Genomic DNA, 13145 nt, shown 5'->3' on the forward strand with positions numbered 1-13145 from the left:
TGAAGCACTGACTATAAACCTATATGCAGAAAATCCTGATTCTGCACCAACGCAGCCAGGCTAAGTTCATGCCACACATTACCATCACGGTCACGAAACCGTCTTTGCAACCATTCCTGACTATTCCCGTCAGTCTCACCAGATGCAATCTCTTCCATCTCAGCAAGGTTACGCAAGCCCAGAACCTGCGACACCAGCAAACCACTATTGAACCCCAACGCCGGTGCAAAACCGACGATACGACAAGAATTGTCGAGTTTGGTCAGTTCAAAGCCCTGAAACCGCGACAAATCAACCACACTGGTCAGGTTACCGCGGATATTTGACAATCCCACGTACCAATCCTTGGTTAACGGGACGTTGGTTAATAATGTGGCACTAACAATTTCGCCAGCTTCCCGCAGATCAAGCAAATAACGCTGCTGCCCGATAATGATCCCCAATTGACTAAGCTTGGAGAAGCCGCCACGCTGCGCAGCCTGCATACGCTCAACCAACTGCGCCTGAAACTCACGCAAGCGCGTACGTCTCACGCCACTGTCTGACTTGGTAATTTCAAGGTTGGCAGCAGAGTCACTCAAAGTCTTAGTCATGAGGCTATCCGGGTATTTCTTATAAATAGAGACAAGCAGGCTATCTGCGGATCATTAACTAAGAGCGGCAATTTTTGCTAACAGCTCTTGTGGGTCAATCGGCTTTACCAGGTAATCCTTGGCGCCTTGACGCAAACCCCAGATACGATCTGTCTCCTGATTCTTGCTGGTACAGATAATAATTGGCACATCCTGTGTTTCCGGATCTTTGGCAATAGCACGCGTGATCTGAAAACCATTTTGCCCAGGCATCACGACATCCATCAGAATCAACTGTGGTTTATCTGCCTTAATTTTTGTCAGGGCTTCCTCGCCATTTTCAGCGGTAGATACAGAGAAGCCATTTCTAACCAAAACTTCTGTTAAAAAATAACGCTCTGTAGGAGAGTCATCTACTATTAATATTTTTTGAATAGCCATTCGCTAATTCCTCACATAAAACTGAATTATTTTTCCTGTGTATCGGACGTGTAATTCCGCACAGTTCTCAAAAGACTATCTTTTGTAAAAGGCTTGGTCAGATATTCATCAGAACCGACCATGGCGCCGCGCGCTCTGTCAAACAGTCCATCCTTGGAAGATAACATAATGACAGGTGTATCCCTGAATTTGACACTTTTCTTTATCAAAGCGCAGGTTTGATAACCATCCAGCCTTGGCATCAGAATATCGCAAAAAATCAGGTCAGGATGAGAATCGTTAATCTTTGCGAGTGCGTCAAAGCCATCCTCCGCCAAGACAATTGTATAACCAGCTTGTCCGAGGAATATCTCTGCCGATCGACGTATTGTGCTGCTATCGTCAATCACCATGATTTTCAAGTTTTCATTGCTTGCCAACGCTGACATAAAATCATCTTCCCGACAGAAAAATAGCAAGCTACCACTTTAACAAAAAAAATTTCGATCTGGCGTTTATTTCCCTGGAATAAACATTCCGTATCGCCAAAAAGACACACTTTTATAGTCTAAAAGACACATTCCTATCAAATTGCTGTCATTTCAAAATCTTCTTTACGAGCACCACATTCAGGACAAGTCCAGTTCATGGGTACATCATCCCATAAAGTGCCAGCAGGAATGCCATCTTCGGGGGAACCTTGTTCTTCATCATAAACCCAGCCACAAATCAGACACATCCATGTTTTATACTGTGGCTTTTCGCCAGCACTATCACTCACGACTAAAATCCTTCAATCAAGTAAAATATTAAATATCCCGCATAAAATTACAAAAGCTTGCATTCCTGTGTAATTTTTCTTTTTCGAACCATCCCTGGCTCGTTAAGGTTGCCTATATTAATCTACCAAACGTGCAAAACCAAATTTCTCCCATTATTCTTAGTTTCGGCGCCTCTGATCCGGTCGGTGCAACGGGACTATTTGCAGATCTGGCATCATTTGCCGCAATGGGCTGCCACGGATTACCGGTTGTGACCGCCATACTCACCGGCGACACGTCACAGATCGACGGTATCCATCCTCTGGATGCGGATCTGATTGACGAACAGGCCAGAACCGTACTGGAAGATATGCCTGTGCTCACGATTAAAGTTGGCCAGGTCGGCAGTGTGGATAACGTCACGACCATTGCCGAGATTGTCTCCGATTATCCAGAAATGCCCTTGATTCTGGATCCATTTAATACCGCAATCACGGATCACATTCCCGATGCGGAAGATCTGACCTTATCTATACGGGAATTATTAATCCCACAAGCGACGTTATTACTCATTTCAGCGGTGGAATTGTCACGCCTGGCAGAAACCTGGAAGGAAAATGCAGAACCGGAAGACTTAACAGCAGATGCCATGGCGTTAATTGATTCCGGCTGTGAATATGTTTTTGTCACCGGAACGCCTTGCAACAGCGGAGAAGTTGCGAATACGCTGTTCAGCGAATCTGGCATCGTCAGAAGAGACGTCTGGCAACGCGTGCCAGGCTCTCATGCCGGAGCCGGGTCAACGCTCTCGGCTGCAATTACAGCCTTACTGGCTACGGGTCTTGAAATTCCCGAGGCAGTAATGGAAGCACAAGAATTTACTATGGCGGCCGTAAGCCACGCGCAGCAGTTAGGAATGGGAAAGCTGATTCCAGACCGTTATTTCTGGGCGAGAGAACCTGAACACTGAATATACGCTGCATGAATACATCATCCAGCGGCAACATCTTCCGAATCAATTACCCTTTCTATCATGACGAATAAAAACGAAACCCTGTTTGCACGCGCGCAAAAAACGACTCCCGGTGGCGTCAATTCTCCGGTCAGAGCTTTTCGCTCTGTCGGCGGCACGCCGCGCTTTATCACCCGCGCTGAAGGCGCCTACTTCTGGGATGCAGAAGATCAGCGTTACATCGACTATATCGGCTCCTGGGGACCAGCGATTGTCGGCCATGCGCACCCAGATGTAGTGCAAGCCGTTCAGGAAGCAGCCGCCCGCGGACTGAGTTTTGGCGCGCCGACGGAAGGCGAAGTGCTGATGGCAGAAGAAATCTGCGGCATCGTTCCAGGGGTAGAACAAATCCGCCTGGTATCGAGTGGAACAGAAGCGACGATGAGCGCCTTGCGCCTTGCCCGCGGCGCGACTAAACGCGACAAAATTATTAAATTCGAGGGTTGCTACCACGGCCACGCCGATTCGTTGTTAGTGAAGGCTGGCAGCGGCTTACTGACTTTCGGCAACCCGACATCCGCTGGCGTTCCGGAAGATTTCAGCAAACATACGCTGGTGCTCGACTATAACAACAGCCAGCAATTGGAAGACGTATTCCAATCAATCGGTGATCAGATCGCCTGCATTATCGTTGAGCCAGTTGCGGGCAATATGAATCTGATTCGTGCCACGCCAGAATTCCTGCAAACCATGCGCCGCCTTTGTACTGCGCATGGCAGTGTTCTGATTTTTGACGAGGTGATGTGCGGCTTCCGCGTCGGATTACAGGGTGCGCAAGCCTTGTTCGGAATACAGGCCGATCTGGTCTGTATGGGCAAGGTCATCGGTGGCGGCTTGCCGGTCGCGGCATTTGGCGGGCGCGCCGATCTCATGGCGCACATGGCACCGATCGGTGGTGTCTATCAGGCGGGGACTTTGTCAGGCAACCCAGTCGCCGTCGCAGCAGGCATAACAACATTGAAGATCATCCAGCAACCTGGCTTTTACGAGCAATTAACGGCACAAACCCGCAAACTCGCGGATGGTCTGACGGCAGCAGGACAACAGGCAGGATTTGACTTCTGTGCCGATGCGGTCGGCGGCATGTTTGGCCTGTATTTCGCCGCGCAGATTCCCGACTCCTATGCAGCCATGATGGCAACGGACAAAGATAAATTTAACCGTTTCTTCCATCTGATGCTGGATGCTGGCGTGTATCTCGCACCATCGGCTTTTGAAGCCGGCTTCGTTTCGATCGCGCATGACGACGCGATTATTGAGACGACGATAGCAGCAGCAAAACAGGCATTTTCAAAACTGTAACTCCTAATATTCACGCGGCTGACAGAGCAAAAATAGCCTGTCAGCCGCGTAAATATTCAGAGTCCTGTTTTTCCCTTCCTTTTTTACGCGCCTTTTCCATCCCCTTGCCTTCTGAAACTCACCCGAGTTTCTTTGCCGGATAAATGCAGCAGTGCTTCCTGTTTTGGTGTTTCACTGATGATCTGGCCGCGTTTAATCACGTAGCGTCGCACCGGGCGCAAACGTAATGCCTCGATACTGCTGGCAGCATCAAGAATAACGAAATCAGCAAAGCAACCCGGCTGCAAACCATAGCCTTCCAGTCCCATGATTTTGGCGGGCGTTTTAGTCACAGCATCAAAACACTGCCGCATCGCCTGCTGACCCGTCATCTGGGCAACATGCAAGCCCATGCTCGCCACTTCCAGCATGTCACCAGACCCCTGGCTATACCAGGGATCCATCACGCAATCATGTCCGAACGCCACATCGATTCCCGCCGCCAGCATTTCCGGCACCCGCGTCATGCCACGACGTTTCGGGTAAGTATCGTGACGGCCTTGCAAAGTAATATTAATCAAGGGATTGGCAATGGCAGCGACACCTGCTTCACGCATCAGCGGCAACAACTTACTGACATAGTAGTTATCCATCGAATGCATTGATGTCAGATGCGATCCCGTCACCCGATGATGCAAACCGAGGCGCTGAGTATGAAAGGCCAGCGTTTCTATATGACGTGACAGCGGATCATCGGATTCGTCGCAATGCATATCGACGCGCAAGCCTTTTTCTGCGGCGAACTCACATAACAGACGCACCGATTCAGCGCCCTCCGCCATCGTCCGCTCAAAATGCGGAATACCACCGACCACATCCACCCCCATCGCAATCGCGCGCGTCAGATTATCGAATGCAGTCGGACTACGTAACAAGCCATCCTGCGGAAATGCCACCAACTGCAAATCGATATACGGTGCCACCTGCCGCTTCACCTCCAGTAAAGCCTCTGCAGCCAGCAAACGATCGTCACAAATATCCACATGGGTACGTATCGCCAGCAAACCTTTGGCGATCGCCCAGTCGCAATATTCGATTGCTCTGGCAATCAGCGCTTCCTGCGTCAGCATTGGTTTGAGTTCGCCCCATAGCGAGATTCCTTCCAACAACGTTCCTGACTGATTCACGCGTGGCAAACCATATGAAAGCACGGCGTCCATATGGAAATGCGCATCAACAAACGGTGTGCTGAGCAAATCCCCGTTTGCATCAATTTCAGGAATACTTATCTTCGGTAAGCGTTCCGCTATCACTTCTATCTTGCCCTGCCGCACAAGAATATCGACACCGCTGCGCCCATCAGGCAAATGAGCATTCCGGATCATCAGATCATGCATGTGAAATCCTTTCTGGATGTTTGCAAAAATTTTAACCGCTACCGTTATCCTGCGTCATAATCTCATCATCGAAAAGCAGGGATTTTTATGGCAACAATGAAGCAGGTCGCGGAAAAAGCGCGCGTATCAACGACTACCGTTTCGCATGTGATCAATAATACCCGGGTTGTCAGCGATGATGCCCGTGAACGTGTTCTCTCTGTCATCAAAGAATTACGCTACATCCCCAGCGCCGTTGCACGCAGTTTAAAAAATGACCGGACCCATACATTGGGTATGATGATTCCGAATAATTCGAATCCCTATTTTGCCGAAGTGATCCAGGGCATAGAAGATGCGTCATTCAAACTCGGCTACAACATTATTTTGTGCAATTCCGATGATGATCCGAAAAGGCAGGCAGCGTATATCCGCGTACTGATGGAAAAACGTATCGATGGCCTGATTCTGGTGCCATCAGGATCCGACGAAGAATTAACAAAACTACTGGCCGATGAAGGCATCCCGAAAGTGTTGGTTGACCGTGAAGTGGCGGGCGTTGCGGCAGATTTAATTGAAGCGGATCACGTACAGGGCGGCTATGATGCGACCCGCTATCTGATAGGATTAGGACATCGCCGGATCGCCTGTGTTGCCGGGCCGGACACGCTGCTGCCGAGCGGTGGTCGGGTCACAGGTTATTTACGCGCTTTAGCCGAAGCAAAGCTGGAATTCCGCACTGAATATCTGATCCATAGCGACTTTACCAGCCAGGGCGGATTTAATGCATTTAAACAGTTACTGGCCTTACCTGAAAGACCGACGGCGATTTTTGTCAGCAATGATCTGATGGCCATCGGCGGCATTTGTGCAGCAAATGAAGCTGGCGTAAAAATACCGCAACAACTGTCTGTCATCGGCTACGACGATATTGCGCTGGCCTCATTCAGCACGCCACCATTGACTACCATCGCACAACCGAAACACGATATAGGACAACTCACCGCGCAGGTTCTGGTCGCCAGAATTACGAATCCTACCCTTCCGTTACGACGGGAAATGCTAAGGTCGCAGCTGATTATCCGTCAATCGACCGCCAGACCGGAAAACTAAGATATCCGGTTACAGCATCAACAAGCGAGGCATCAACTCATTGAGCACCCGGCTCAATATCTGCAATAAAATCAACACCAGCAAGGGCGAAAAATCGAGACCGCCCAATGCAGGCAATACCTTGCGGAACGGTGACAACAAGGGCTCATTCAACGCCCGGATAAAGGGTGCCAATGGCGCATGTGGATTCACCCAGCTGAAAATTGCCTCAAGCACCAGCAGAGCCATCAAACCATACAGTACCCACTGCAACACACGAAATACTGTAAGCAGCAAAATCGCACTGAATGAGACTTCGGATAACAACCAGAAATCCAATACCATCGACAACAACGCGGTCAGAAAAACGCAGACCATCGTTGCCCAATCGTAGCCACGAAATCCCGGAACGACACGTCGTATCGGATGTACCAGCCAATCTGTGATCTGAAAAATCGCCTGTGCTAAACCAGCAGGGGGACGGACCCGTTGTACTTGCATCCAGAAACGTAACAGCAAAAATCCGGCAAAAAAACCGGTCAGGATATCGATGACGAAAGTAAAAATTCCATGCAGCACAAATTATCCTCAAAAAAAAACCCACCAGGTGAATCATCACAGAGTGGGTATTGTGCCTGAATAAGGTCAGGCAACCAAGTAGCACAAAATTACGCTGGACGATTGCCAGTTGGGAATGGCCACGCAGCATTCGGGCTAACGACCGTTTTTGCATCAGGAGTCGCTGGCTTCGCTGGAGCAGCCTTTTTTGCCGCTACTTTTTTTGCAGCTGGTTTAGCGGCAGGTTTAGCCGCTGCTTTTGCTGCTGGCTTCGCTGCTACTTTTTTCGCTGCTGGCTTCGCTGCCACTTTAGCGACGGCTTTCTTCGCTACTGGTTTGGCCGCTGCTTTTGCTGCTGGTTTCGCTGCTACTTTTTTCGCTGCTGGCTTCGCTGCCACTTTAGCGACGGCTTTCTTCGCTACTGGTTTAGCCGCTGCTTTTGCTGCTGGTTTCGCTGCTACTTTTTTCGCTGCTGGCTTCGCTGCCACTTTAGCGACGGCTTTCTTCGCTACTGGTTTGGCCGCTGCTTTTGCTGCTGGTTTTGCAGCTGCTTTTACTGCCGGCTTCGCTGCTACTTTAGCGACGGCTTTCTTCGCTACTGGTTTGGCCGCTGCTTTTGCTGCTGGTTTCGCTGCTACTTTTTTCGCTGCTGGTTTCGCTGCCACTTTAGCGACGGCTTTCTTCGCTACTGGTTTGGCCGCTGCTTTTGCTGCTGGTTTCGCTGCTGGTTTCGCTGCTACTTTTTTCGCTGCTGGCTTCGCTGCCACTTTAGCGACGGCTTTCTTCGCTACTGGTTTGGCCGTTGCTTTTGCTGCTGGTTTCGCTGCTACTTTTTTCGCTGCCACTTTAGCGACGGCTTTTTTAGCAGTCGTCTTTTTCGCAGAGGCGGAATCGCCCGCTGCCGTTTTTGGTGCTGTTGCCATTTTGTTTCTCCTTCGATAGAGATGGAAAAAATCGGATAAAAATTAAATCCGCTCTATCCTTTCAAGCGGATTATTCATGGGCACAAACATAAACGATGTTTGCGCTAATGAATTCGGCACCGGCTGAACTGCTGCATGCCCTCGATGATGCAGCACTTCAGCCATAAACTTTCGCTCTGCGATCGTCGTCTGAAGCGATCGATCTGCAACGCCCGCACTACCTGCGTACGTCAATATTAGTTACAGAACTCAAGGCACAAAGCCAAAAACCGCAATACCCGATTTCGCCAGGTATTGCGGCACTAACAGTACAAGTAATTTAATCTTTGACTGTCCATTCAGTTTGGTGAGGCCTCTCGAGTTTTACATCTCGTGCAAACCTTGAGTATCCCTTTTCAGGAGGCCGGGGCGCTTATTCAGCAGCTACTCCCAATTGAGGGCTCCGCCTGTTTGATACTCAATCACGCGCGTTTCAAAAAAGTTGCGCTCTTTTTTCAGGTCTATCATTTCGCTCATCCACGGGAAAGGATTTTCTTCCTGAGGGAACAAAACATCAAGACCAATTTGTTGTGCTCTGCGATTTGCGATGAAGCGTAAATATCCTTTGAACATCGGAGCATTTAATCCAAGCACTCCACGCGGCATTGTATCCTCTGCGTAGCGATATTCCAACTCCACCGCGCGCAAAAACAACGATTTAATTTCATCTCTGAATTCCGCTGTCCACAAATGCGGATTTTCCATCTTAATCGTATTGATCAAATCAATACCGAAATTGCAGTGCATCGATTCGTCGCGCAAAATGTATTGATACTGTTCGGCTGCACCCATCATTTTATTCTGACGACCCAGCGCCAGAATCTGCGTAAATCCAACATAGAAGAACAGTCCTTCCATCAGACACGCAAAGACAATCAGCGAACGCAGCAATGTCTGATCCGCTTCAGTCGTGCCTGTTTTAAATTCAGGATTCGTCAACACATCGATGAATGGAATCAGAAACTGATCTTTGTCACGGATGGATTCGATTTCGTTATAAGCGTTAAAAATTTCGCCTTCATCCAAACCCAGTGATTCAACGATATATTGATACGCGTGAGTATGAATCGCTTCTTCAAATGCCTGACGCAGCAAATACTGACGGCATTCCGGCGCAGTAATGTGGCGGTAGGTACCCAACACAATATTGTTTGCTGCCAGAGAATCTGCAGTCACGAAAAAACCGAGATTACGTGTCACCAAACGACGCTCATCATCAGTCAGTCCATTTGGATTTTTCCACAATTCAATATCGCGTTGCATATTGATTTCCTGTGGCATCCAGTGATTCGCACAACCAGCCAGATATTTATCCCATGCCCACTTGTATTTGAATGGTACCAGTTGGTTAACGTCTGTCTGTCCATTGATAATACGTTTATCGGCAGCGTTCACACGACGCGCAATATCTTCTGCGCTCGCAGATTCGACTTTCTTGACCAACGCTGGATTTAGCGCAACTTCCTGTAATTGCAGACCAGCTTGTACATCGCTGCCTGCTGGCCGCACAGTTGATGGCGCTACAGGTGCTGCTGGTGTGGCTTCATCGTCCCAAGATAACATTTTTATTCCTTACAAGATGACACTTTATCTTTGCGCATAAGCAAAAATGTGCCGGACATTGCGAACGATGGATAGCTCACACCGTTCGCTGAAAATTCAATTGATTAGTTCTGTATTTCTGTCAGTTACTGCCTGAAAGCCGACAGCATTACTGACAAGCTTCGCACTCTTCAAAACCTGGGTCACCTGGACGAAGGTAGCAAGCTGCACCTTCTGCTTCAGGGGCTACTGCTGGCGCTGCCGCAACCGGTGCTGCGCTGAATGCACCCGCACCGCCATCCACCGCAACTGCATTCAACGCACCAGTTTTCGATGTCGATTTTTCGGTATGCGTCGCGCCAATCGTACGCAAGTAATACGTCGTTTTCAGACCACGTAACCAGGCCAGTTTGTAGGTCTCGTCCAGTTTTTTACCGGATGCGCCTGCCATATAGATATTCAGGGATTGCGCCTGATCTATCCATTTCTGACGACGTGAAGCCGCTTCGACCAGCCACGACGGGCTGATCTCAAACGCAGTCGCATACAGTTCGCGCAAATCTTGTGGAATACGATCAATGCGAGCCAAGCTGCCATCAAAATATTTCAGGTCAGCGATCATCACCTCATCCCACAAGCCACGCAATTTCAGATCGCGCACCAGGTGTTCGTTAATTTCAGTAAACTCGCCGGACAAGTTCGATTTCACATACAAATTCTGATAGGTCGGCTCGATACAGGCTGAGACGCCGATGATGTTAGAAATCGTTGCTGTCGGCGCAATCGCAACGCAGTTTGAATTGCGCATACCAAATTGTTTGATGCGATCACGCACCACAGTCCAGTCCATGGTTTCGCTAAAATCTGCTTCCAGATAACCACCACGCTCTTCCGCCAACAACTTCAACGAGTCTTGCGGCAGAATACCTCTATCCCACAACGAACCTTGATAAGAGCTGTAAGTGCCACGTTCTTCCGCCAGCTCAGTCGATGCCAGATAAGCGTAGTAACACACGGCTTCCATCGAGGTGTCAGCAAACTGCACCGCTTCATTCGATGCATAAGGCACGCGCATCATGTGCAGGCAATCCTGGAAGCCCATGATACCCATGCCGACCGGACGGTGACGCAGATTGGAATCGCGTGCTTTTTGTACGGCATAGTAGTTAATATCAATCACGTTATCCAGCATACGCATCGCGGTACGGATCGTTTTTTGCAGTTTGACGTGATCGAGCTTGCCATTCTTCATGTGCGCTGGCAGGTTAACCGAGCCCAGATTACATACGGCGATTTCGCTTTCGTTAGTGTTGAGCGTGATCTCGGTACACAGATTCGACGAGTGCACCACGCCTACATGCTGCTGCGGGCTGCGGATATTGCAAGGATCTTTGAACGTGATCCATGGATGTCCTGTTTCAAACAACATGGACAGCATTTTGCGCCAGAGGTCGAGTGCCGGGATTTTCTTGGACAATTCGATTTCCCCGGAAGCCGCTTTGGCTTCGTAAGCGAGGTAAGCACTTTCAAATGCCTTACCGAATTTATCATGCAGATCCGGTACATCGGATGGAGAGAACAGGGTCCACTCTCCTTTTTCCATCACGCGCTTCATGAACAGATCAGGAATCCAGTTGGCGGTATTCATGTCATGCGTACGGCGGCGGTCATCGCCAGTGTTCTTACGCAGATCAAGGAATTCCTCGATATCCATATGCCAGGTTTCAAGGTACGCGCAGACTGCACCTTTACGTTTACCACCCTGATTGACCGCAACCGCAGTATCGTTGACCACTTTCAGGAACGGCACCACACCTTGGGATTTACCATTCGTGCCTTTGATGTGCGCGCCGAGTGAGCGTACCGGTGTCCAGTCATTACCCAGACCACCGGCATATTTCGCCAGCAAGGCGTTTTCTTTGAGCGCGTCATAAATACCGGCCAGATCATCAGAGACCGTAGTCAGGTAGCAGGACGACAATTGCGAACGTTGTGTGCCGGAGTTAAATAGTGTCGGTGTCGAGCTCATGAAATCAAAGCTGGACAACAGGTGATAGAACTCGATGGCACGGGCGTTACGATCTTTTTCTTCCAACGCCAGGCCCATCGCCACGCGCATATAAAAAGCCTGCGGCATTTCAATACGGGTGCCGCGGACATGCAGGAAATAACGGTCATACAAAGTCTGCAAACCGATATAGCTGAATTGCAGATCGCGGTCAGCGACCAATGCTTTTGCCAGACGGTCCAGATCAAATTCCGCCAATTTTGTATCCAGTAATTCGGCAGCAATGCCTTTCTGGATAAATTGCGGGAAATAGCGAATGTATTCGGCGGCGGCATCCTGCTGAGCCACCTCTTTGCCGAAGACTTCTTTACGCACTGTGTGCAACAGCAAGCGGGAAGTCACCTGGCTATAGGCTGGTTCTTTTTCCATCAAAGCGCGCGCAGCCAGAATTGCTGATTTATGCAATTCCTCGACAGGCACGCCGTCGTACAAGTTCTTCAATGTTTCAGTCAGGATCGCTTCTGCATCTGCCAGTTTGTCGAGACCAACGCAAGCAGCAGTAATAAGGGCGCGAACTTTTTCAATGTCGAGGATGACTTTTTCACCGTCAATAACCACATGGATTTGCGGCAGTTTTGCCTGTGAGGCTTGTTGCGCTTCGCGTTGCAGGCGGCGTTCTTCCTGATGTTTTGCACGATACAAAACATAAGAACGGGCAACATCATGCTCACCGGAACGCATCAGCGCCAGTTCAACCTGATCCTGAATATCTTCAATGTGAAACGTGCCGCCGGTTGGCTGCCTGCGCAGCAATGCCGCAACAACCGTCGAAGTCAGTTGCTCAACGAGTTCACGGATACGGGCAGAAGCTGCGCCTTGACCACCGTTGACGGCCAGGAATGCCTTCGTCATCGCGATCGCAATTTTTTGCGGCTCAAAACCAACTACGGCACCATTCCGGCGAATAACCCGGTGCTCGCTGTATCCGCTGCCAGCACTCGCCTGAACGGCGTTGCCGCTTGCGGAGCTTAGATCGGAATGAGATGGCGTTGATGTTTCCATTGAAGAGTGCATTGAACCTCCGGAGTCGGTGATATCTTGAGTCGTTCATGACCTCAGACGATCATGAAACGCTCGGGTTAACTGAATGTTGCGCCTTATTACAAACTAGCTTTACACGGAAAACGGCCGTGTTATTTCTTCATTTTTAAATCAATTGCTGCGAAAAAGGGGAATGTGAAGCAAGAAAGGTAAAACAAGAAAAACTACTATATATAGTGCACAAATAATTTATAGCCCTAATTCTAGTACCCGATGCTAAGGTGTGCAACCGCTTTATTTGCTAATTTTTCAGTAATTTTTTTGTGCAAGCGATTGACTTTCGCAGATGATCAGAAATCTGCAGCAAGCTGAGTAAGTGAGTGCTAACAGAAAATAGTCACACCGCTTAAAGGATATTTATCTATCGGTTTTCAGCATCATCCTCAACTAGACTGCAACGAGGCGAAGCAGATCTTAGGGCGCAAGCAAAGTTACACTGACAACATGCTGGCAATACTTT

At 49.2% G+C, this 13145-nt stretch carries 12 protein-coding genes; 3 read left to right on the plus strand and 9 right to left on the minus strand.

Going from position 1 to position 13145, the window contains the following annotated elements; translation table 11 throughout:
• Window positions 1-11: 11 nt before the first annotated feature.
• The 4 genes from H8K29_RS07470 to H8K29_RS07485 form a co-directional block, all read right to left on the minus strand.
• Complete coding sequence (locus tag H8K29_RS07470) at window positions 12-593, minus strand: chemotaxis protein CheW (protein WP_186897048.1); 582 nt, start codon at window positions 591-593, stop codon at window positions 12-14.
• Window positions 594-647: 54 nt separating this feature from the next.
• On the minus strand, window positions 648-1013 hold the full coding sequence (locus tag H8K29_RS07475) for a response regulator transcription factor (protein ID WP_186882842.1): 366 nt from the start codon (window positions 1011-1013) through the stop codon (window positions 648-650).
• Window positions 1014-1039: 26 nt separating this feature from the next.
• Window positions 1040-1441 carry a PleD family two-component system response regulator gene (locus H8K29_RS07480; RefSeq protein ID WP_186882841.1) on the minus strand — a complete coding sequence of 134 codons (402 nt, stop codon included), beginning with the start codon at window positions 1439-1441 and terminating at the stop codon, window positions 1040-1042.
• Window positions 1442-1578: 137 nt separating this feature from the next.
• Window positions 1579-1731 carry a rubredoxin gene (locus tag H8K29_RS07485; protein WP_186883314.1) on the minus strand — a complete coding sequence of 51 codons (153 nt, stop codon included), beginning with the start codon at window positions 1729-1731 and terminating at the stop codon, window positions 1579-1581.
• A 173-nt stretch (window positions 1732-1904) separates the two neighbouring features.
• Between H8K29_RS07485 and H8K29_RS07490 the strand changes: the two genes are divergently transcribed.
• Window positions 1905-2723 (plus strand): hydroxymethylpyrimidine/phosphomethylpyrimidine kinase, encoded by an 819-nt coding sequence (locus H8K29_RS07490; protein WP_186897049.1) that lies wholly within the window; start codon window positions 1905-1907, stop codon window positions 2721-2723.
• Between the two features lie 63 nt (window positions 2724-2786).
• Complete coding sequence (gene hemL, locus H8K29_RS07495; RefSeq protein WP_186897050.1) at window positions 2787-4067, plus strand: glutamate-1-semialdehyde 2,1-aminomutase; 1281 nt, start codon at window positions 2787-2789, stop codon at window positions 4065-4067.
• A gap of 83 nt (window positions 4068-4150) precedes the next feature.
• On the opposite strand, the gene H8K29_RS07500 is transcribed toward hemL, so the two are convergent.
• Window positions 4151-5443: an amidohydrolase family protein gene (locus H8K29_RS07500; protein ID WP_186897051.1), complete on the minus strand. Its 1293-nt coding sequence runs from the start codon at window positions 5441-5443 to the stop codon at window positions 4151-4153.
• Window positions 5444-5530: 87 nt separating this feature from the next.
• Between H8K29_RS07500 and H8K29_RS07505 the strand changes: the two genes are divergently transcribed.
• Window positions 5531-6535: a LacI family DNA-binding transcriptional regulator gene (locus H8K29_RS07505; protein ID WP_186882837.1), complete on the plus strand. Its 1005-nt coding sequence runs from the start codon at window positions 5531-5533 to the stop codon at window positions 6533-6535.
• Between the two features lie 9 nt (window positions 6536-6544).
• On the opposite strand, the gene H8K29_RS07510 is transcribed toward H8K29_RS07505, so the two are convergent.
• The 4 genes from H8K29_RS07510 to H8K29_RS07525 form a co-directional block, all read right to left on the minus strand.
• Window positions 6545-7093 carry a YggT family protein gene (locus H8K29_RS07510; RefSeq protein ID WP_186897052.1) on the minus strand — a complete coding sequence of 183 codons (549 nt, stop codon included), beginning with the start codon at window positions 7091-7093 and terminating at the stop codon, window positions 6545-6547.
• Between the two features lie 89 nt (window positions 7094-7182).
• Window positions 7183-7995, minus strand: a complete 813-nt coding sequence (locus H8K29_RS07515) for a histone (protein WP_186897053.1) — start codon at window positions 7993-7995, stop codon at window positions 7183-7185.
• A gap of 423 nt (window positions 7996-8418) precedes the next feature.
• Window positions 8419-9597: a ribonucleotide-diphosphate reductase subunit beta gene (locus tag H8K29_RS07520; RefSeq protein ID WP_186897054.1), complete on the minus strand. Its 1179-nt coding sequence runs from the start codon at window positions 9595-9597 to the stop codon at window positions 8419-8421.
• Between the two features lie 148 nt (window positions 9598-9745).
• Window positions 9746-12658: a ribonucleoside-diphosphate reductase subunit alpha gene (locus tag H8K29_RS07525; RefSeq protein ID WP_186897055.1), complete on the minus strand. Its 2913-nt coding sequence runs from the start codon at window positions 12656-12658 to the stop codon at window positions 9746-9748.
• Window positions 12659-13145 lie beyond the last annotated feature (487 nt).

Source organism: Undibacterium sp. CY21W (genome assembly GCF_014284265.1).
In the GTDB taxonomy this organism is placed as follows: domain Bacteria; phylum Pseudomonadota; class Gammaproteobacteria; order Burkholderiales; family Burkholderiaceae_D; genus Undibacterium; species Undibacterium aquatile.

Bases quoted from the DNA above. Each gene is read 5' to 3' on its own strand.
- H8K29_RS07505 (WP_186882837.1), top strand. From the start codon at position 5,531: ATGGCAACAATGAAGCAGGTCGCGGAAAAAGCGCGCGTATCAACGACT.
- H8K29_RS07520 (WP_186897054.1), bottom strand. From the start codon at position 9,597: ATGTTATCTTGGGACGATGAAGCCACACCAGCAGCACCTGTAGCGCCA.
- H8K29_RS07500 (WP_186897051.1), bottom strand. From the start codon at position 5,443: ATGCATGATCTGATGATCCGGAATGCTCATTTGCCTGATGGGCGCAGC.
- hemL (WP_186897050.1), top strand. From the start codon at position 2,787: ATGACGAATAAAAACGAAACCCTGTTTGCACGCGCGCAAAAAACGACT.
- H8K29_RS07515 (WP_186897053.1), bottom strand. From the start codon at position 7,995: ATGGCAACAGCACCAAAAACGGCAGCGGGCGATTCCGCCTCTGCGAAA.
- H8K29_RS07470 (WP_186897048.1), bottom strand. From the start codon at position 593: ATGACTAAGACTTTGAGTGACTCTGCTGCCAACCTTGAAATTACCAAG.
- H8K29_RS07475 (WP_186882842.1), bottom strand. From the start codon at position 1,013: ATGGCTATTCAAAAAATATTAATAGTAGATGACTCTCCTACAGAGCGT.
- H8K29_RS07480 (WP_186882841.1), bottom strand. From the start codon at position 1,441: ATGTCAGCGTTGGCAAGCAATGAAAACTTGAAAATCATGGTGATTGAC.
- H8K29_RS07525 (WP_186897055.1), bottom strand. From the start codon at position 12,658: ATGCACTCTTCAATGGAAACATCAACGCCATCTCATTCCGATCTAAGC.
- H8K29_RS07485 (WP_186883314.1), bottom strand. From the start codon at position 1,731: ATGTGTCTGATTTGTGGCTGGGTTTATGATGAAGAACAAGGTTCCCCC.